The organism is Spirillospora sp. NPDC047279, from assembly GCF_040643285.1.
In the GTDB taxonomy this organism is placed as follows: Bacteria; Actinomycetota; Actinomycetes; order Streptosporangiales; family Streptosporangiaceae; genus Spirillospora.
Genome location: NZ_JBEYUA010000006.1, coordinates 409,661 through 428,748 on the forward strand (window position 1 = coordinate 409,661; position 19,088 = coordinate 428,748).

At 72.5% G+C, this 19,088-nt stretch carries 19 protein-coding genes and 1 pseudogene; 10 read left to right on the plus strand and 10 right to left on the minus strand.

The annotated features are described in order from the left end of the window. Nucleotides 1–9: 9 nt before the first annotated feature. The 3 genes from ABZ810_RS18065 to ABZ810_RS18075 all read right to left on the minus strand — a co-directional run bounded on the left by ABZ810_RS18065 (nucleotide 10) and on the right by ABZ810_RS18075 (nucleotide 1,863). On the minus strand, nucleotides 10–498 hold the full coding sequence (locus ABZ810_RS18065; protein WP_358404409.1) for an N-acetyltransferase family protein: 489 nt from the start codon (nucleotides 496–498) through the stop codon (nucleotides 10–12). Nucleotides 499–595: 97 nt separating this feature from the next. Beyond that, nucleotides 596–1,108, minus strand: a complete 513-nt coding sequence (locus tag ABZ810_RS18070; RefSeq protein WP_358404162.1) for a hypothetical protein — start codon at nucleotides 1,106–1,108, stop codon at nucleotides 596–598. Between the two features lie 53 nt (nucleotides 1,109–1,161). Then, complete coding sequence (locus ABZ810_RS18075; RefSeq protein WP_358404164.1) at nucleotides 1,162–1,863, minus strand: FCD domain-containing protein; 702 nt, start codon at nucleotides 1,861–1,863, stop codon at nucleotides 1,162–1,164. A 77-nt stretch (nucleotides 1,864–1,940) separates the two neighbouring features. Between ABZ810_RS18075 and ABZ810_RS18080 the strand changes: the two are divergent. Then, a pseudogene (locus ABZ810_RS18080) lies at nucleotides 1,941–3,542 on the plus strand (2-isopropylmalate synthase); the annotation flags it as partial. Nucleotides 3,543–3,711: 169 nt separating this feature from the next. Here the strand turns inward: ABZ810_RS18080 and ABZ810_RS18085 are convergent. Then, nucleotides 3,712–3,906, minus strand: a complete 195-nt coding sequence (locus ABZ810_RS18085) for a DUF4236 domain-containing protein (protein WP_358404166.1) — start codon at nucleotides 3,904–3,906, stop codon at nucleotides 3,712–3,714. Between the two features lie 244 nt (nucleotides 3,907–4,150). Here ABZ810_RS18085 and ABZ810_RS18090 point away from each other — a divergent pair, with 244 nt between their 5' ends. Next, nucleotides 4,151–6,103, plus strand: coding sequence for a Xaa-Pro dipeptidyl-peptidase (locus tag ABZ810_RS18090; protein WP_358404168.1), 1,953 nt, complete (start codon nucleotides 4,151–4,153; stop codon nucleotides 6,101–6,103). A gap of 68 nt (nucleotides 6,104–6,171) precedes the next feature. On the opposite strand, the gene ABZ810_RS18095 is transcribed toward ABZ810_RS18090, so the two are convergent. Further along, nucleotides 6,172–7,254 (minus strand): DNA polymerase domain-containing protein, encoded by a 1,083-nt coding sequence (locus ABZ810_RS18095; protein WP_358404170.1) that lies wholly within the window; start codon nucleotides 7,252–7,254, stop codon nucleotides 6,172–6,174. 44 nt (nucleotides 7,255–7,298) lie between these two features. Between ABZ810_RS18095 and msrB the strand changes: the two genes are divergently transcribed. Both msrB and ABZ810_RS18105 read left to right on the plus strand, forming a co-directional pair. Next, nucleotides 7,299–7,700 carry a peptide-methionine (R)-S-oxide reductase MsrB gene (msrB, locus tag ABZ810_RS18100; RefSeq protein WP_358404172.1) on the plus strand — a complete coding sequence of 134 codons (402 nt, stop codon included), beginning with the start codon at nucleotides 7,299–7,301 and terminating at the stop codon, nucleotides 7,698–7,700. A 107-nt stretch (nucleotides 7,701–7,807) separates the two neighbouring features. Then, the gene (locus ABZ810_RS18105; RefSeq protein WP_358404174.1) at nucleotides 7,808–8,383 is read left to right on the plus strand and encodes a TIGR04222 domain-containing membrane protein; all 576 of its coding nucleotides are present in this window, start codon (nucleotides 7,808–7,810) and stop codon (nucleotides 8,381–8,383) included. 86 nt (nucleotides 8,384–8,469) lie between these two features. Here ABZ810_RS18105 and ABZ810_RS18110 read toward each other — a convergent pair whose 3' ends face one another. From ABZ810_RS18110 to hemG, 3 genes are all read right to left on the minus strand, one after another. Next, complete coding sequence (locus ABZ810_RS18110) at nucleotides 8,470–9,063, minus strand: hypothetical protein (protein WP_358404175.1); 594 nt, start codon at nucleotides 9,061–9,063, stop codon at nucleotides 8,470–8,472. Between the two features lie 132 nt (nucleotides 9,064–9,195). Continuing rightward, the gene (hemQ, locus tag ABZ810_RS18115) at nucleotides 9,196–9,912 is read right to left on the minus strand and encodes a hydrogen peroxide-dependent heme synthase (RefSeq protein WP_358404177.1); all 717 of its coding nucleotides are present in this window, start codon (nucleotides 9,910–9,912) and stop codon (nucleotides 9,196–9,198) included. Further along, the gene (hemG, locus tag ABZ810_RS18120) at nucleotides 9,860–11,359 is read right to left on the minus strand and encodes a protoporphyrinogen oxidase (protein WP_358404179.1); all 1,500 of its coding nucleotides are present in this window, start codon (nucleotides 11,357–11,359) and stop codon (nucleotides 9,860–9,862) included. The genes hemQ and hemG overlap by 53 nt, the downstream gene beginning before the upstream one ends. A 228-nt stretch (nucleotides 11,360–11,587) precedes the next feature. On the opposite strand from hemG, the gene ABZ810_RS18125 reads away from it, so the two are divergent. Together ABZ810_RS18125 and ABZ810_RS18130 are read left to right on the plus strand one after the other, a co-directional pair. Then, complete coding sequence (locus ABZ810_RS18125) at nucleotides 11,588–12,691, plus strand: DUF4349 domain-containing protein (protein ID WP_358404180.1); 1,104 nt, start codon at nucleotides 11,588–11,590, stop codon at nucleotides 12,689–12,691. An 84-nt stretch (nucleotides 12,692–12,775) separates the two neighbouring features. Continuing rightward, complete coding sequence (locus ABZ810_RS18130; RefSeq protein WP_358404181.1) at nucleotides 12,776–13,987, plus strand: hypothetical protein; 1,212 nt, start codon at nucleotides 12,776–12,778, stop codon at nucleotides 13,985–13,987. 241 nt (nucleotides 13,988–14,228) lie between these two features. Here the strand turns inward: ABZ810_RS18130 and hemE are convergent, their stop codons facing one another. After that, nucleotides 14,229–15,269 (minus strand): uroporphyrinogen decarboxylase, encoded by a 1,041-nt coding sequence (gene hemE / locus ABZ810_RS18135; RefSeq protein WP_358404183.1) that lies wholly within the window; start codon nucleotides 15,267–15,269, stop codon nucleotides 14,229–14,231. A gap of 159 nt (nucleotides 15,270–15,428) precedes the next feature. On the opposite strand from hemE, the gene ABZ810_RS18140 reads away from it, so the two are divergent. The 4 genes from ABZ810_RS18140 to ABZ810_RS18155 all read left to right on the plus strand — a co-directional run bounded on the left by ABZ810_RS18140 (nucleotide 15,429) and on the right by ABZ810_RS18155 (nucleotide 18,711). Continuing rightward, nucleotides 15,429–15,635, plus strand: a complete 207-nt coding sequence (locus ABZ810_RS18140) for a hypothetical protein (RefSeq protein ID WP_358404185.1) — start codon at nucleotides 15,429–15,431, stop codon at nucleotides 15,633–15,635. Between the two features lie 133 nt (nucleotides 15,636–15,768). Continuing rightward, entirely contained in the window at nucleotides 15,769–16,350 is a 582-nt protein-coding gene (locus tag ABZ810_RS18145; RefSeq protein ID WP_358404186.1) for a DUF3000 domain-containing protein, read from the plus strand. A 210-nt stretch (nucleotides 16,351–16,560) separates the two neighbouring features. Further along, entirely contained in the window at nucleotides 16,561–17,760 is a 1,200-nt protein-coding gene (locus ABZ810_RS18150) for a ribonuclease D (RefSeq protein ID WP_358404411.1), read from the plus strand. Between the two features lie 78 nt (nucleotides 17,761–17,838). Further along, nucleotides 17,839–18,711, plus strand: coding sequence for an FTR1 family protein (locus ABZ810_RS18155; protein WP_358404414.1), 873 nt, complete (start codon nucleotides 17,839–17,841; stop codon nucleotides 18,709–18,711). Between the two features lie 4 nt (nucleotides 18,712–18,715). Here ABZ810_RS18155 and ABZ810_RS18160 read toward each other — a convergent pair whose 3' ends face one another. Beyond that, entirely contained in the window at nucleotides 18,716–19,078 is a 363-nt protein-coding gene (locus tag ABZ810_RS18160; protein ID WP_358404187.1) for a hypothetical protein, read from the minus strand. Between the last annotated feature and the right edge of the window lie 10 nt (nucleotides 19,079–19,088).

The following is a 19,088-nucleotide window of genomic DNA, read 5'->3' on the forward strand; positions in this document are numbered from 1 at the left end:
GGGTTCTGGCTAGACGACCACGTCGCTGCGGCGTTCGAGGAGCGCCACGTCCCGCCAGACCGACCGGCCGCCGAACTCGTGGCGGCCCATGCGCTCGCGGACGCCGAGCATCCGGAAGCCCATCGACTCGTGCAGCCGGATGCTCGCGGCGTTCTCGGGGAAGATCCCGGCCTGGAGGGTCCACAACCCGCCGCGTTCGCTGGAGTCGATCACGGCGCCGAGCAGCGTGCGGCCCACCCCGCGGCCCCGCGCGTCCGGATGGATGTAGATCGACACCTCCGCGATGCCCGCGAAGACGGGGCGGTCGGAGGTCGGCGAGAGCGCCGCCCACCCCAGCACCCGGTCGGCATCGCGGGCCACGAGGCGGTGGCCGGCCAGCTTGCCCGCGTCGAACGCGGCCCAGGTCGGACAGGCGGTCTCGAAGGTCGCGTTCCCGCCGTCGATCCCGGACTGGAAGATGGCGAGCACCTCGTCGGCGTGCTCGGGCAGCATCGGCATGATCTCCACGCCGACCACTGTACGGATCGGACGAACGGCAACAAAAAGGACCCCATGGCAGGGCCCGCCCAGGCCCCGGACGGCTTCAGCGCGGTGGCTAGGCGCAGACGACCTTGCCGCCGACCACGGCGCGGATGTCGTTCGCGACCGCCCTGCTCCGCGGCGTGATCAGCCAGGTCATGGTGTCGGTCACGGTGCAGCCCCGGCCGCCCGTGACCGCCCGCTGCGCCGCGTCGAAGCCGGCCGCGGAGCGGTAGACCTCGATGCTGGTCTGCTCGCCCTTCACCGGGCAACTGGCCTTCCTGCCGCCCGACGCCTGACCCGGCTTGAGCGCCGCGCAGCCGAGCCCCGCGGCGCTGAGCTTCTTGGCGAGGACCTCCGGCGACGGCGCGATGTCCGGCTCGGGCACGGGCGCCGGCTTCGGGGACGCCGCGCCGTCGGGCTCTCCGGTCGCGGAGCCCCCGGCCGAGGCACCGCCGGTCGCGGGAGCCCCAGAGCCGGGAGCGCCGGACGCGGGGGGCGTACCGGCCTCGTCGTCACCGCCGCCGCACCCGGCGACGGCGAGGCCCAGGGCCAGCCCGAGAACGGGCAGAAGGGTACGGCGCGGCACACGACCTCCAGTGGCGGGGGGACACGATCGAGGATCAAGATCGTAGCGGGCGTTCAGGCACCTCGCAGGTACGTGGCGGTGCGCGCCATCTCCTCGGCCATCGCCCGCCCGACCCTGGCGGCGTCCCGGTCGCGGATCGCCTCGACGAGCTCATGGTGCGCCGCGTGCCCGTGGGCGGCCTCCGCCCGGGACAGATCGATCATGGCGGCCAGATCGAGCAGGCCCTCCCGCAACACCGGCAGGAACTCGGCGTACAGGTCGGCCAGGATCGGGTTGCGCGCGGCGGCCACGACCGCGGTGTGCAGCGCGATGTCCGCGTCGACCAGCGCCTCGTCCGACTCCGCGCCCGACTCCGCGCCCGCCGCGTCACGGCGGGCGAGGGCCTGGTCGAGCGCGGCCATGTCCTCCTCCGTGCGCCGCTCGGCGGCGAGCTCGGCGGCCTTGACCTCGATCATCATCCGGATCTCGTAGACGTCGGCCACCGAGGCACGGCGCAGCCGGTCCCGCCAGTCCTCCCGCACCTCGTCGGCGATCACGAAGACCCCGGCGCCCTGGCGGGTGGTCACCAGGCCGGCGCCGGCCAGCGCGCGGATCGCCTCGCGCACGGTGGACCGGCCGACGCCGAGCTCCCTGGCGAGCGTCGTCTCACCGGGGAGCTTGGTGCCGACCGGCCAGTGGCCGCCGGTGATCTGGTCGCGCAGGTGCTCGGCCGCCTGCTCGACCAGGGGGCTGGGGCGGAGCGGGCCGAGTGGCATCGACGGATCCCATCAGGTTGTCTGAGGAGCTGAGGTGTGGCTAGTCTACCGCGCATGACGTTCGGCGGTCTGCTTCTCGGGCGCCGCGGCGGGTGCCGGTCGACCTGCGCGACGGCAACCAGGCGCTGGCCGAGCCGATGGACCCCGCCCGCAAGCGCCGCATGTTCGACCTCTTCGTGGCGATGGGCTTCAAGGAGATCGAGATCGGCTATCCGTCGGCCAGCCGGACGGACTTCGACTTCGTCCGGCGGCTGGCGCTCAGCGGCGCCGTGCCGGACGACGTGACCGTCGTGGTCTTCACGCCCGCGACCCCCGAGCTGGTCGAGCGCACATTCGCGTCGATCGACGGGTTCGCCGAGGTCGTCGTGCACCTCTACACCGCGACGGCGCCGACCTGGCGCGATGTCGTGCTCGGCCCGAGCCGGGACGAGACCCGCGAGCTGATCATGGCGGCGGCCCGGCAGATGGCCCGGCTCGCAGGCGGGCGTCCGGGAGTGCGCTTCCAGTTCTCGCCGGAGGTCTTCAACCTCACCGAGCCCGGCTTCGTCCTGGAGGTCTGCGACGGCCTGACCGCGCTGTGGGAGGGGACGCCCGAACGCCCGGTGATCCTCAACCTGCCGGCCACCGTCGAGATCGCCACCCCGAACGTCTACGCCGACCAGATCGAGCACATGCACCGCCATCTGGCCCGCCGCGACGGGATCATCCTGTCGGTGCACCCGCACAACGACCGCGGCACCGGCGTCGCCTGCGCCGAGCTCGCCGTCCTGGCCGGGGCGCAGCGGGTCGAGGGCTGCCTGTTCGGCAACGGCGAGCGCACCGGCAACGTGGACCTGGTCACGCTCGCGCTCAACCTGCACGCGCAGGGCGTCGACCCGCAGATCGACTTCTCCGACATCGACGAGATCCGCAGGACGGTCGAGCACTGCAACCGGATCCCCGTGCACGCCCGGCATCCGTACGGCGGCGACCTGGTCTACACCGCCTTCAGCGGCACCCACCAGGACGCGATCGGCAAGGGCTTCGCCCACCACGCGGGGCGTGCCGCCGAGCTGGGCGTCCCCGCTTCCGAGGCGCCGTGGGAGGTGCCGTACCTGCCGATCGACCCGGCCGACGTCGGACGCGACTACGAGGCGGTCATCAGGGTCAACAGCCAGTCGGGCAAGGGCGGCATCGCCTACCTGCTCCAGCAGGAGTACGGCCTGGACCTGCCGCGCGGCCTCCAGGTGGAGTTCTCGCGGGCCGTCCAGCGCACGACCGACGACAGCGGCGAGGAGGCGACCCCGAAGTCGCTGTGGGAGCTGTTCGGGGCGGAGTACCTCGACCGCGCGGACGCCGGCCCCGTCTCGCTGACCGGCTGGCGTACGGCCCACACCGGGCCCGGCCGGCACGACTTCACGGCCGAGCTGCGCGTGGACGGCACCGAGAGCGTCCGTCCGGGAACGGGCAACGGGCCGCTGGCGGCGCTCACCGACGCGCTGGCCGGCGCGGGCGTGCGGGTCGAGATCCTCCAGCACGCCGAGCACGCGCTCGAACCGGGCTCGGGCAGCCGCGCCGCCGCCTACGCCGAGTGCCGCGTGGACGGCGAGGTCTCGTGGGGCGCGGGCGTCGACACCTCGATCCTCACCGCGTCCGTCCGCGCCGTCCTGTCCGCGGTGAACCGGATCCGCTCCCGCTGACCCGGAGCGGCCCCGGACGTGCCCCCGGACGTGCCCCCGGACGTGCCCCCGGACATGCCGCGGCGGGCCGGACGATCCCCAGGGTGTCGATCGTCCGGCCCGCCGCGAACCGGTGGGACCGCCGCCGCGCGCCGCCGTGCCGGGTCAGTGGCGGCGCGCGGCGCCGGCCTCAGGAACGGCCCCGTCCAACCGGACGGCGCCATGAAAGCCCGGTGCCCGGAATGCGGAACGTCATCTGGCGACGTCCGTCGGCGGTGCGGGTGTAGCGCGCGCCCTTGCCGCCCACGCTGTGCCCCACCCCCGTCTTGGAGAGGTTGATCCGGAACGGGCCGATCTTTATCGACTTGCGGTAACCCCAGCCCATCGTTTCCTCCTGATCGACTCGAGGACGTCCAGAGGGTTGCCCGACATGTCCGGCATCATCCACCGATCAAGAAACAGACAGGTCAGAACCCCCCATAGAAGGCCGACCGGAACCGGCCCACGACCGCAAGGGCAACATCCGACCAAATCCGGCCAGAGTTACTGAAGCCTGGATATTTACCTGGCGCCGGACAACGAGGACCCTGCCTCCGTAGAGATCATCTCAATCCCCTCGGAGGTGCGGGTTGCCCAGGAGATCCCTGCGACGAACCCCGCAGACGATCGCCGTCGCCGTGCTCAGCGGCGTGGCCTTGATCAGCGCGGGCGGCGTCGCCGACGCCCAGGCCGCTGCGCCCAAGATCGTGGTGAAGGACGGCGTGACACAGCCGGCCTTCTCCTACAAGGACGCGATCCGCGAGTACGTGTACGTCGAGTCGTCGCTGGACAGCGACGGCGACGGCAAGCGCGACCGGGTCCGGGTCGACATCGTCCGGCCCAAGGAGACCCAGCGGGGGCTGAAGTCCCCGGTCATCATCGACAACAGCCCGTACTACGACAACCTCGGGCGCGGCAACGAGGCCGAGCGCAAGACCTACGACGCGGCGGGCAACCCCCTGAAGTTCCCGCTGTTCTACGACAACTACTTCGTGCCGCGCGGTTACGCCTACCTGGCCATCGACATGATCGGCACGACCAAGTCCGACGGCTGCCCGGGCACCGGCCAGGTGCAGGACATCGCGGGCGGCAAGGCCGTGATCGACTGGCTGAACGGGCGCGCCACCGGTTACGGCGCCGACGGCAAGAAGGTCCGCGCCGACTGGCACAACGGCCGCTCCGGCATGATCGGCAAGTCGTACGACGGCACCATCGCCAACGGCGTGGCGGCCACCGGCGTCAAGGGCCTGGCGACCATCGTGCCGATCTCGGCGATCAGCAGCTGGTACGAGTACATCCGTTCCAACGGCACCAAGTTCGCCGACAACTACCACGACTACCTGGCCCGGACCGTGGACAGCGACCCCGACGCCAAGTGCGAGGCCGTGCGCCAGGCGCTGCACGTGGGCGAGGACGACGCGACGGGCAACTACAACGCGTTCTTCGCCAACAGCAACTACCGGCACGGCACCTACGGCGACGTCCGCAACGTCCGCGCCAGCGTCTTCGTCCTGCACACGGTGAACGACCTCAACGTGCAGCCGGTGCACTTCTCGCGCTGGTGGGACGGGCTGAAGAGGCAGAACGTCAAGCGCAAGATCTGGGTGGGCCAGTACGGGCACACCGACCCGTTCGACTTCCGCCGTGAGACCTGGGTGCCGACCCTGCACCGCTGGTTCGACAGCGAGCTCTTCAAGATCAACAATGGCATCCACCGCACGCCCACGTCCGACGTCGAGGTCGCGCCCGGACAGTGGATCACCGAGCCGGACTGGCCCGCGCCCAAGGCGCGCAAGATCACGCTCCGGCCCGGCGCCGACGGCTCGCTCGGCCTGAAGGGCGCGGCGAAGGGCAGCACCGCCTCGTTCACCGACACCGCCGCCTCCGAGTCCGACCTGGTCGCCGACCCGACCACGCCGCAGCCCTACCGGCTGGCGTACGTGTCGCAGCCGCTGCCGGCCGACGGCCGCGTCTCCGGCACCCCGGTCGCCGGCCTCAGGGTCAAGCTGGACAAGCCGACCAGCAACCTGACCGCGATGCTGGTCGACTACGGCACCGACTCACGCGTCGACTACCTCGGCGCCCGCGGCGGGCTGGACCAGCTGGACACCGAGGACTGCTGGGGCCAGAGCATCCCCGAGGACGACGGCTGCTACAAGCAGACGCCCATCCGCACGGTCACCAGCCCGGTGAACGTGGTGGCCCGCGGCTGGATCGACGCCCAGAACCGCACGTCCCTGACCAACCCGACGCCGCTGACGCCGGGCAGGTACTACCAGGTCACGTGGGACACCCTCCCGCAGGACTACGTGTTCAAGAAGGGCCACCGGGTCGCGCTCGTCATCGCGGGCACCGACACCGACTACCTGGCCGAGCAGGCCACCGGCGCCCAGGTGACGGTGGACCTCGCCGGAACCGGCATCACGGTCCCGGTCGTCTTCGGCGGCTCCAGCGCGTCCGCCCTCGTCGCCCCGCAGACCACGTCCACCTGGCGCGGGCCGGTCAAGGTCGACATCCCCGTCCAGTCCCGCGAGCTCAAGTAACCGAGGAGAGAACGCACCACGACCGGGCCGCCGCTCCCGCGGGAGCGGCGGCCCGCCGCGTCCCGGGGTCAGGTGTCGTCGCGGGCCTTGCTGGGCTGGACGCGCTTGGGCTCGCCGGCCATCTTCGGGTAGTTGGGCGGGTAGGGCGCGTCGCCGAGGCCGTGGTCCTTCTCGTCGCGGTCGGCCAGGTCGAGCAGCGGCTCCAGCGAGAACGACCGGTCGTCGATGGTGGCGTGCAGGTCGCCGACCTCGGCGAAGCGGGCCGGCATGGTGGCGATGGTGAAGTCCTCCGGGTTGACGTCCGGGAGCTCCTCCCACGTCACCGGCGCCGAGACGGGCGCGTGCGGGAGCGGCCTGACGCTGTAGGCCGAGGCGATCGTGCGGTCGCGGGCGTTCTGGTTGAAGTCGATGAAGACCTGCTCGCCGCGCTCCTCCTTCCACCACTTGGTGGTGACCAGGTCGGGCACGCGGCGTTCGACCTCGCGGCCGAACGCCAGCGCGGCGCGGCGCACCTCGGTGAACGTCCAGCGCGGCTCGATGCGCACGTAGACGTGCAGGCCACCCTTGCCCGAGGTCTTGGCGAAGCCGGTGTAGCCCAGCTCGTCCAGCAGGTCGCGGGCCGGGCCCAGCGCGACCTTGACCGCGTCGCCGAAGTCGGTGCCCGGCTGCGGGTCGAAGTCGATGCGCAGCTCGTCGGGATGGTCGACGTCGTCGCGGCGCACCGGCCACGGGTGGAACGTGAGGCTGCCCAGGTTGGCGGCCCAGGCGATCACCGCGAGCTCGGTCGGGCAGACCTCGTCGGCGGACCGGCCGCTGGGGAACTCGATGCGGGCGGTCTGCACCCACTCCGGAGCCCCCTTGGGCACACGTTTCTGGTAGAACGCGTCGGATTTGCCCGCGCCGAAGCCCGCCTGGCCGCGCGCGTAGTCTTCGCGGGTGGCCATCCGGGCCCCCTCGAAGACACCGCCCGGCCAGCGTTCGAGCGTCGTGGGCCGGTTGGAGGTGGCGCGGAGGATGCCCTCCCCGACCGCCAGGTAGTACTCCACCATCTGCCGCTTGGTGTAGCCGGGCTTCGGAAAGAGCACCTTGTCGGGATTTGACACCTTGACGAGCCGATCCCCCACCGGGATCTCGATGAATGGCGAGGCCATACAGGCACGTTAACCCACAGGTCCGACAAGGTACGGTCGGAGGTATGGAGAAGATCCGCAAGAGTGAAGAGGAATGGCGGGCCCAGCTGAACCCGGAGGAGTTCCACGTCCTCCGCGAGGCGGGCACCGAGCGTCCCTTCACGGGCGAGTACACCGATTCCAAGACCGTCGGTGTCTACCGCTGCCGGGCCTGCGGCACCGAGCTGTTCCGGTCGGACGCCAAGTTCGACTCGCACTGCGGGTGGCCCAGTTTCTTCGAGCCGTCCAAGTCCGAGGCGGTCGTCCTGATCGAGGACCGTTCGCTCGGCATGGTCCGCACCGAGGTGCGCTGCGCCACCTGCGACTCGCACCTGGGCCACGTGTTCCACGGCGAGGGCTACAACACGCCGACCGACGACCGTTACTGCATCAACAGCATCAGCCTGACGCTGGAGCCCGTCGAATAGGGGCGGCACCCGGCGGCCGGTCGAAACAGCCCGAAACCGCCGCGCGGAACGCCAACCGATCACGCCTCCGCCGCGTCCAAGTCACAACGGCAACGGTGGAGGCGTGCATGACGGCGGAGATCGAGCTGTACGAAGCGGCGTTCCTGTGCGGGGGCCCCGACCGGGCGGCGCGCACCGCGCTGGTCGCCCTGTGCACGTCCGGGGCGGTCGAGATGGGCGGCTCGCCCACGTTCAAGCTGGTCAAGAAGCAGCGGCGGGGTTCGTCGGACGTCGAGGTGGCGATGCTCGACAAGATCAGCGGCGCGGGCCTGCCGGTGAAGCTGGTGCTGAAGACCACCACCGACTCGCCCGCCGTCCGCGGTCACGGCGCCACGCTGATCGCCGAGAAGCTGCTGAAGCGCTCGCTCCGCGGCCAGGTCGCCCGGACGCGCGCGGGCGAGGAGATGCGGGAGAGGCTGATAGACAACACCCCCGAGGACGCCGACGACACCGAGACCGGCCCGGCCGAACGGTTCGCCGTGCACGGCGTGGACGGCCTCCCCGAGGGGCCGCTCCGCGAGGCGCTGGAGAGCCTTGCGGACGAGGCCGAGTTCCCGATGAAGCTGGCGAAGTCGAGCGGGCGCACGTTCGACGACCGCGGCAACTACAGCCCGTCCGACACCTCCAGCGGCGGCGCCTACTGACCCTGCACACGGACGCGGCCGGGCCCACGGGACCGGCAGGTCCGGCGGGACTGCCGGGACCGGCAGGACTGCCGGGACCGGTAGGGCTAGCGGGTCTCGTCGACGCCGCAGTCGTCCTTGTCGCTCTGCTTGTTGGCGAGGACGACCATGCCGTTGCCCTCGCTCGTGCCGTGCACGAAGACCCGGGGCGCGGCGTCGCCCGCGTCGCGCAGGAACTGGGTGGTCCACTCGCACAGCGACTTGGCGGGCGTGGAGTTCTCGTCGCCCTCTTCGAGGTCGGTGTAGACGCGCAGGAACCGCCCGCTGCGGCGGACCTCGGTGACATGCTTGGCGATCTTCTTCTCCGGGTCCTTGGACTCGAAGAACGGCATGGCGTCCGGCACGTCGTCGGGGTCGGCGGCGACCGTCCCGGCGTCCGGCGCGGACGACGCCGTGGCGGTCGTGCTCGTCTGCGCCGCGACGGCGGCGCGCGGCGATCGTTCCTCGCCGGTCGCGGCCGACAACCCCGCCAGGCCGGCCACCCCGAGCAGCGCCAGGGAGGCGGTGCCGGTGCCGATCACGATGAGCCGGCGGCGCCCGGGCTCCCCCGCGTTCTTGACCATCCGGTCCCAGCGGGCGGAGAACTCGGACGGCGGCTTGGCATGACGGCCACGGGCGTGCCTGGAGGGAGCTTTGGTCACGGCCAGCACTTTACTGGCACTTTGCCATCCGTTCGCCCAAGAATGGACAACCTGGGCCCTACGGACCGCGGCCCTCACAGGAGTCCACTATGGACTACCTCACCCCGCTTCGTGCGGCTTGTCGCGTGAGGTCTACGGGAGGGCGGCGACCAGCTCCGAGACCGCCTTGCGGCGGCCGGTGTAGAACGGGACCTCCTCGCGGACGTGCCGCCGCGCGGTGGAGCCGCGCAGGTGCCGCATCAGGTCGACGATGCGGTGCAGCTCGTCCGCCTCGAACGCCAGCATCCACTCGTAGTCGCCGAGCGCGAACGAGGAGACCGTGTTGGCGCGCACGTCCGGGTAGCCGCGCGCCATCTTGCCGTGCTCGGCGAGCATGCCGCGGCGCTCCTCGTCCGGCAGCAGATACCACTCGTACGAGCGCACGAACGGGTAGACGCACACGTACTCGCGCGCCTGCTCCTCGGCCAGGAACGCCGGGATGTGGCTCTTGTTGAACTCGGCCGGCCGGTGCAGCGCCATCTGCGACCAGACCGGCTCGCTCGCGCGGCCGACTGCCGTCTTGCGGAACCGGCTGTAGATCTCCTGGAGGTCGTCGGACGTCGCCGCGTGCCACCAGAACATGTAGTCGGCGTCGGCCCGCAGGCCGGCCACGTCGTAGAGGCCGCGGGTGGTCACGTCCTTCTGGGCGAACTGGTCGAGCAGGTCCTGGACCTCGGCGGCGTCCCGCTCGCTGATCTCGCCCGGGTTCTTGACCCGGAAGACCGACCACATCGTGTAGCGGATGACCTTGTTGAGGTCACGTGCCTTGGGCTTGCCTGCCTCGTTCGCTGTCTGCTCCGTCGCTGCCATGGCTCGATTCTCCCCGACCCTCGAGATGTTCCAGCACCCGGGCCGCCGCCGCGCGCGCGGTGGCGACGCACGCCGGGACGCCCAGTCCGTCGTAGGCGGCGCCCGCCACGGCCAGGCCGGGCTGCCCGGCGACCGCGGCCCTGATCCGCGCGACCCGGTCGGCGTGGCCCACGGTGTACTGCGGCAGGCCGCCGCCCCACCGGGTCACCCGGGTGTCGAGCGGCAGCTCGGACACGCCGCAGGTGGCCGCGAGCTCGGTCATCGCCGCGGCCTTGAGGTCGTCGTCGGCGCGCTGCAACGTGTGCTCCTCGCCGAACCGGCCGATCGAGCAGCGCACCGCGATGAGGTCCGGCGCCTTGCCGCGCAGGTGCGGCCACTTGATCGAGCTGAACGTGACGGCCTTGACCTCGCGGCCCTCCACGGCGGGCACCAGGTAGCCCGAGCCGCGCGGGGCACGCGGGAACGCCGTCGTCGCGTACGCCAGCGTGGTGATCGCCATGCTGGCGTACTCGATCCGCCGGAGCTCGCGGGCGGCGGCCGGGACGTCGTCGGACAGCAGCCGGGCGGCCGGGGCGGCGGGCACCGCGACGACCACGCCGTCGGCGTCGAGCGCCTCGGGGTCGCGGGCCGGGCCGAGCGTCAGCCGCCAGCCGCCGCCGGGCCTGCGACGCAGCTCGCGGACCATGGTGCCGGTGCGGATCGTTCCGCCTGAGGCGGCCACGTCGGCGGCGAGCAGGCCGGGCAGCGTGCCCAGGCCGTCCGGGAGGGTCGCGAAGACCGGCCCGGCGTCCTTGGGCGCGGCCTCCCGGACGCCGCGCGCCGCGGCGATCAGCGACCGGTGCACGCGGGCGGCCGTGGCGACGGCGGGCAGCGTCGACTCGAACGACAGCTCCTCGGTGCGCCCGGCGTAGACGCCGCCCAGCAGCGGTTCCACGAGCCGGTCGACCACCTCGCGGCCGAGCCGGGCGCCCACGAAGTCGGCGACCGAGACGTCCGCGCCGCGCGGGGTCTCCGGCAGGACGAGGTCGAGCGGCACGCGCGCCAGCCCGGCGGGCGAGAGCACCTGGGAGGCGGCGAGCGCGCGCAGATCGGTCGGCACGCCCATGACCTGCCCGGCGGGCATCGTGCGCAGCGCGCCGTGGCTGAGGATGGCGGCCGAGGTGGTGCCGGGGTTGACCAGGTCGCCGCCGTGGCCGAGGTCGCGGACGAGGTCGAGGCCCTCGGGACGGCGCGCCAGCATCGACTCGGCACCCTCGTCGACCGGCAGCCCGGCGATCTCGCTGACCCGCAGCTTGCCGCCGACCTGGGGCGAACCCTCCAGCACGGTCACCCGGGCGCCGCCGCGCACCAGGAACCGCGCGGCCGCCAGCCCGGCGATGCCGCCCCCGATCACGACGACGTGCGCACCGGTGTCCCGTCCGGCGGCGGTTTCCCCAGCGGTGGTCATGTTTCCCAGCCTTCCAGATGGTCTCCGCCGACCGGTAACGGGACGCCCGTACGGCGCCCGGCGCGCCGGGGCTCTGGACGGTACGGGGCGCCGGGCGGACCCGGGCCGCCGGGCGGGGCCGTGACCCGAGCGCGCCCGCATCGTGCCCGTATCGCGATCAGCGCCGCGGAACGGTGACCTGGACCACACCGTCGAACCGCCATGCGGACCGTCAGAACAGTCAGACACATGCTCTGCGCACTGATCGCGCTGCTCGTGGCCGGAGTCCTGCTGGCCGGTTGCGCCGCGGACGGCGACCAGGCGTCCACCGAGAGCGCCGACCGCTCGGCGAGCGGCGGCAACCCGGGTGTCCCCAAGGCCGTCGCGCCGTCCTCGGCGAGCCGCGGCGACACCGGCGGAAGCGGGGGCACCGGGGGCGGCTCCACCGGGACCGCCCAGGTCAAGCTGGACCCTGCCGGGGCCGGCCGTTCGGTCATCTACCAGTCCGACCTGCGGGTGCGGGCCAAGAACGTCGACACCGCGACCACGCGCGCCAAGCAGCTGGTCACGGCGGCGGGCGGGTACGTCGACAACGAGTCGTCCACGACCGAGCCGGTCGGCGCGAACCTCACGTTCAAGATCCCCGCCGAACGGTATCCGGCCGTGCTCGAACAGCTCGCCGGGCAGCTGGGCACCAAGCTGTCGCTGCGCCAGCAGGCCGAGGACGTGACCGGCGAGGTCGCCGACGTCGACAGCCGGGTCCGTTCGGCCGAGGCGACCCTCGGATCGTTCCGCAAGCTCCTGGACAAGGCGCGCACGGTGGGCGAGGTGATGAACGTCGAGCAGGAGATCTCGCAGCGCCAGGCCGACCTGGAGGCCCTGCAGGCGCGGCAGAAGTCGCTCCAGCAGCGCACCCGCTTCGCCACGGTGACGCTGACGCTCGAAGCGCCCAAGGGGAGCTCGTCGCCTGCGGGCAAGTCGCGGGAGGGGTTCCTCGGAGGCCTGGAGAGCGGCTGGGACGCCCTGACCACGTTCACCAAGGGGCTCCTGCTGGTGCTGGGCTGGCTCCTGCCGTTCCTGGTGCCGCTCTCCGTCATCGCGGCCGTCTTCCTGGCGGTCCGCCGCCGCTGGACGGCCCGCCGGCCGTACTCTCCCGCGAGCACTCCCCCTTCCGGCGCGCCTCCGGCCGCGCCCTCCGCAGGGCCGCAGCCTGCGACGGTATCCGCGGGAGCGTCCACCGGTGGTCCCGCAGGCGGCGCCGCGGGCGGCCCGGCCGGCGGCGCAGGTGGCCCGGCGGGCGGCGCGGGCGGCTCAACAAGCGGCCCGGCGGGCGGTTCGTCCGGGAACGAGTAAGCCGGGCGGGCCGCGCCGACACGGGTGTCTTTTTGTACCGAAGGTGACAAGACAGGCCTACTCTGCCAGTGAATACTGGCGGCCATGACGCGTCTTCTCCCCTCCGGTGCGGGATCCCTCCTCACCGGCGCCGCCCTGGCCTGCGCCGCCCTGGCGGGCACTGCTCAGGCGGCGCACGCCGCCTCCGCGGCGCCGCGGGTCGCGGGCGCCGCAGCGCAGGTCACCGGCGCCGTACCGGCCGGAGCAGCGGCGGCGCCGGTGGACCTGCGCACCGTACGGCTGCCGTGGTTCTGGCCGAACAACTACCTGTACGACATCTCGGCGGCGGCCCCCGACAGCGTGTGGATCGCCGGCGTCCAGGGCGAACTGATCATCCCGGGCCCCATCCCGGGCACCGGGACGTCCCTGCCCGGCAATCCGGTGGTCCGGCGCTGGAACGGGACGGGCTGGCAGGAGTACCCGCTGCGCGGCTATTCGGGCAACGGCTCGATGACCAACGTCACGGCCGTCTCGCCCAACGACGTGTGGGTGAGCGGGACGCGCTACGTGAACGGCACCGCCGCCAGCCCCTACCTGGCGCGGCACACCGGCAGCGGGTTCGATCCGGTCGCGCCGCCGGAGGGCGTGCGGGGGGCCGGCGTGCGGGCGCTTCCTGGCGGGCTGTTCTTCACCGGCGAGGTCGGCGGCGAGGCCCGGATCTTCCGGCGTTCCGGCGACGCGTGGACCCCCTACCCGCCGACCGGGCTGCGGTCGCACGCGCTGCACGCCAGGACGCCCGACGACGTCTGGATCTTCGGCGAGGTCGGCGCGTCGACCGGGACGGTCGGGACGCCCACCGCCCGGCACTGGAACGGGACCGCATGGCAGACCACCCCGCTCCCGGCGTTCCAGAGCCGGTACGTGACGTTCACGGGCGCCTACGCGCTCGGGCCGGACGACGTCTGGACGGTCGGCATCGACCGCGTCTCGGGCGACCCGGAGGGATCGGTCTTCCTGCTGCACTGGGACGGCGCCACGTGGAGCCGGGTCGCCGCGCCCGCCGGGATCAACGAGGCCGGCGACATGGCGCGCGACGGCACGGGAGCCCTGTGGGTGGCCACCCACCTGATCGGCACCCCCAACCGCCCCGGGCTCATGCGCAACGCCGGGCAGGGCTGGGAGCTGGTCCCGACCCCGGCCGTCTCCGGGCAGCAGAACGTGCTGATGCGGGACCTCGCCGCCGTTCCCACGTCCGGCAAGGTGTGGCTGATGGGAAGCGGCAGCATCGGCGGACCCATCGTGATGACAGACGGCTGAACCGTGATGACAGACGGCTGAACCGTGATGACAGACAGCTGAATCGTCCTGACGAACGGCTGAGGAGCCGCCGCCTGAAGCGCTGAGCCTCTCCAGGGGCAGGCTCAGCGCCCGGCGGCACGGTGCTGCGGTGCGACGCCGGACGAGGTCAGCGTCCGGCGCGACCGCGACCGCCGCGCGTCAGGCGCAGCCGTCAGCGCAGCCGTCAGCGCAGCCGTCTCCGCAGCCGTCTCCGGCCGGGTCAGCGGTCGGCGGCGGAGGCCTCGTGGACGAGGTCGGTCAGCCGGGCCAGCACGTCCGGGTCGGTGGACGGCAGCACGCCGTGGCCGAGGTTGAAGATGTGGCCCTCGGCCGTACGGCCACGGGTCAGCACGTCACGGGCGCGCTGCTCGACGACCTCCCACGGGGCGAACAGGATCGCCGGGTCGAGGTTGCCCTGCAACGCCTTGCCCGGCTCCACCCGCGAGACCGCCTCGTCCAGCGGCACCCGCCAGTCGACGCCGACCACGTCCGCGCCCGCCTCGCCCATCAGGCCGAGCAGCTCGCCGGTGCCGACGCCGAAGTGGATGCGCGGGACGCCGTACGACTCGATCGCCTTGAAGATCTTGCGGCTGTGCGGGAGGACCGCCTCGCGGTAGTCCTGCGGGCCGACCGCGCCCACCCACGAGTCGAACAGCTGGATCGCGCTCACCCCGGCCTCGATCTGCACCCTGAGGTAGTCGATCGTCATGTCGGCCAGCCGGTCCATGAGCTCGGCCCACAGGTCCGGCTCGCCGTACATCATGGCCTTGGTGTGGTCGTGGTTCTTGGACGGCCCGCCCTCGATCAGGTACGAGGCGAGGGTGAACGGGGCGCCCGCGAAGCCGATCAGCGGGGTCGAGCCCAGCTCGCCGACCAGGCCGTGGATGGCCTCCGTCGTGAACGGCACGTCGTCGGGCGTCAGCCGCCGCAGCCGCTCGACCGCCGCGCGGTCGCGGATCGGGTCGGAGATCACCGGGCCCACGCCGGGCTTGATGTCGAGGTCGACGCCGATGGCCTTGAGCGGGACCACGATGTCGCTGAAGAAGATCGCCGCGTCCACCGCGTACCGGCGCACCGGCTGCAGGGTGATCTCGACGATCATGTCCGGCCGCGCGCAGGCCTCCAGCATCGGCACGCCCTCGCGTACCCGCAGGTATTCGGGCAGCGACCGGCCGGCCTGCCGCATGAACCACACCGGGGTGTGCTGCACCGGCAACCGGCGGCACGCCCGTACGAAGACGCTCTCCTCGACAACAGCCACGTGCCGATCGTCCCACGAACTCCCCGCGCGCACGCACCAGGGTGAGACACCCGGCGCCGTCGACGGCGTACGAAGTTCCGGACACGCCGAGCGAAGTCCCGCATTCTGTCCCCGGCTCATGCCAACGTGATCCGTGTCATAGCCGAGGGAGGTTCCCCCTTGTACTGCTCCACCTGCGGTGATGAACGCCTGTTCGAACAACCGCCCTGCGAGGACGGACACGGCGCCGAATGCCCCGAGCGGATATGCACGGACTGCGGCTCGGCCATGCTGATCGGCCTGCCGGTGGCCCCGCCCGCCACGCTCGAACGTGCCGGACCCGGCGCCCGCGCCGCCTCCTCGTCCCCCGCCGAGCGGGCCGCCTGAACGGCGTGGCCCTCGATCCGAAACCTGTGACGTGCCACTTTCCCCGCCCCCGCCCCCAGTCGTTCTTCCCGGAAAGCCCGCGCCCGGCGTGGCGCCTTCCGGGTCGTCGCATACCGAGATCTACGCTCGCCACATGGCCGGTCCTGGCATGACCCCTCCCCCGTTCCAGCGGGCCCTCGACACGCTCCAGGCGATCCTCGACGGCCCCCCGATCCGCCCCGAACTCGACCTTGAGGACATGCCCGCGCCCCAGCGGCTCGCCCCCTATTCGGCGGCGATAGCGGGGAGCGTCTACCGCGACGACGACTCCGAGGTCGCGATGGGCCGGCTGATCGTCCTCTACGACCCGGAGGGCCGCAGCGGCTGGACCGGCGAGTTCCGGATCGTCGCCTACATCCGGGCCGATCTGGAGCCGGAGATCGCCGCCGACGAACTGATCGGCTCGGTCGCCTGGAGCTGGCTGCTCGAGGCGCTGGAGCCCGCCGGGTACGCCGGCGTGTCCGGAACGATCACCCGCGCCGTCTCCGAGAGCTTCGGCGACAAGAGCGACGAGCCCGGCACCACCGAGCTCGAGCTGCGCGCCTCGTGGTCGCCGACGGGCGATGATCTCACTGGTCACGTGGCCGCCTGGTGCGAGGTCATGTGCACCACGGCGGGCCTGCCGCCGACCGGGATCAGCGCTCTGCCGGACCGTCAGGGCGGAACGGCGAAGTGAGCGACGTACGGTAGAGGCGTGGGTAGCACAACGTCCGAAACCGAGGCGGCCGGCGAGAGCGCGGAGATCGCAGAAGTGTCCGACACCCAGGAGGCCCCGTCCGACGAGACGGCGCCCGGCGGTGGCGCGGCGTCCGACGACACGTCGGGGGCCACGGCCACCGCCGGTTCCGACGGCGCCTCGGCCGAGGCGGTCCGGGAGGCCGTTCCCCTGCTCGAGCCGCGGGACGGCGTACCGCCGGTCATCGAGTACGCCGCCGATCTGGAACGTGTCATCGCCGCGTTCGCGGCCGGGACGGGCCCGGTGGCGGTCGACGCCGAACGGGCTTCGGGTTATCGCTACGGGCAACGTGCCTACCTGATCCAGCTGCGCCGCCGCGGCGCGGGCAGCGCGCTGATCGACCCGGTCTCCCTCCCCGACCTCTCGGTGCTCGGCGGCGTCCTCGCCGAGGCGGAGATGGTGCTGCACGCCGCCAACCAGGACCTTCCCTGCCTGGCCGAGGTCGGGATCGTGCCAAAACGCCTGTTCGACACCGAACTGGCCGGACGGCTCCTCGGCCACCCGCGCGTCGGCCTGGGCTCGATGGTGGAGAACGTGCTCGGCTTCGTCCTGGAGAAGGGCCACTCGGCGGCCGACTGGTCGACCCGTCCCCTCCCCGAAGACTGGCTGCGCTACGCGGCGCTGGACGTCGAGCTCCTGGTCGAGCTGCGCGACGCCCTCCACGCGGAGCTGACGGAGGCCGGCAAGCTCGAGTGGGCGATGGAGGAGTTCGCCTCGATCCTCGAGACCCCGCCCAAGCCGCCGCGCGCCGACCCGTGGCGCCGCACGTCCGGCATCCACCGCGTCCGCAACCGGCGCGCCCTGGCGATCGTCCGCGAGGTGTGGGAGACCCGCGACAAGATCGCGCAGGAACGGGACCTGTCCCCCGGCCGTGTCCTCCAGGACGCCGCGATCGTCGAGCTCGCGCTCAACGCGCCCAAGACCCCCGCCGACCTCCAGGGCCTGCCCACCATGCGCGGCCGCGGCGCCCGCCGCCACCAGTCGGCCTGGCTGCGCGCCGTCTCCAAGGCCCGCGCCCTGTCCGACCGCGCCCTGCCCGAGTCGAACCTGCCCGGCGACGGCCCGCCGCCCGCGCACCGCTGGGCCGAACGCGACCCCGAGGCCGCCAAGCGCCTCGCCGCCGCCAAGGCCGTGGTCGCCGCGCTGGCCGACGAGCACACCATGCCCACGGAAAACCTGCTGCAGCCCGACTCGGTCAGGCGCCTGTCCTGGACGCCCCCGGCCGACGTCACCGCCGACTCGGTCGCGGCGGCCCTGCTCGAGCTGGGCGCCCGCCCGTGGCAGGTCAACCTGGTGGCCAAGCCGATCGCCAAGTCGTTCGTCAGGCTGGAGTGCAAAGGCGACCTCTGACCGGCGCCCGCGCGGCCTCCCCCGACACCGGCCCACGCCGTCCCGACGCGAGACCCCCCAAGGAGCTCGGCCATCTTCCTGGGCAACGTCCTCATCGGACTCCGCGAGGGCCTTGAGGTCACCCTGGTCGTGAGCGTCCTCATCGCCTACCTGGTGAGGACCGGCGACCGCCGTGCGCTCGTCCTGGTGTGGGCGGCCATCGCGGTCGCGCTGATCCCGGCCGCCGTCTCCGGCATCATCCTCAGCACCGCCTCGGCCGAGATGCAGTTCAGTGCCACCAAGCTGATCGGAGGCCTCGTCTCCCTCCTCGCCGCCGCCCCCCTCACCTGGCTGATCCTCCAGCTGCGCCCGGCCACCCCTCGCTCCACGCCCCCGGAGGCTCCCCAGGACGAGAGGGAGAACGCGCCCAAGCGCGCATCCCTCGCCTCGCTGGTCCCGTACGTCCCGCTGGTTCTGCTGGCGTTCCTGGCCGTGGCCCGCGAGGGGGTGGAGACCGCGCTCTTCCTCTGGAACACCGGCGACAACGCGTCCGCGGGCTCCGCCCGGCCGATCGCCGGTGCGGTGACCGGCCTGGTGTTCGCGATCGTGCTCGGCCACCTGATCTGCCGCGCGGGGCTCAGGCTCGACCGCCGGAGGTTCCGCGCCTGGACGGGAGCCGCGCTGCTCATCGTCACCGCCGGGGTGGTGGGCCTCGGCTTCCACGATCTCCAGGAGGCGGGCGTCCTCCCCGGCGTCGACGCGATCGCGGCCGAGCCCCACCTGTTCCTCACCCGCTTCGGAACGGCCGGGGACTGGACGGAGGCCGTCGTGCAGGGCGTCCTCAACATCACACCGCAGATCACCTGGTTGCAGCTGATCGCGTGGGCGGCCTACGCAATCCCGGCGGCGTACCTCTTCCTGCGCCCCGCCGGCCCGGCGGCCGCCGCCAGGGAGCCCGCCGCCGCGTCCTGACCGTTCACAGGTCGGGGAGCGGGTCCCGGGGCAGGCTGTCGCGCGCGAACACCTCGGTGTCCGCCGCGTTGATGACCGGCACGTACTCGTCGTCCACCTCGAACGAGGCGCCCGAGAACTCGAAGGACGCCCCGTTCCCGGTCTCGACCGGCCCGATCCGGGTGCCGCGCGGATAGTTGCCCCAGACGCTCTTGGGCTTGGTGCGGCTGAACGCCCCGGTCGAGATGACCGCGACCTGGGTGTCGGTGATCACGAAGATGAAGCCCGAACCGCCGCCGTAGCTGAACGCGGGGAAGATGTAGCGGATCTCGTCCTCGATGCCCAGGAACTCGCGGCAACGGTCACGGAGCGGACGTGGGACGGGCATGACGGCGGAA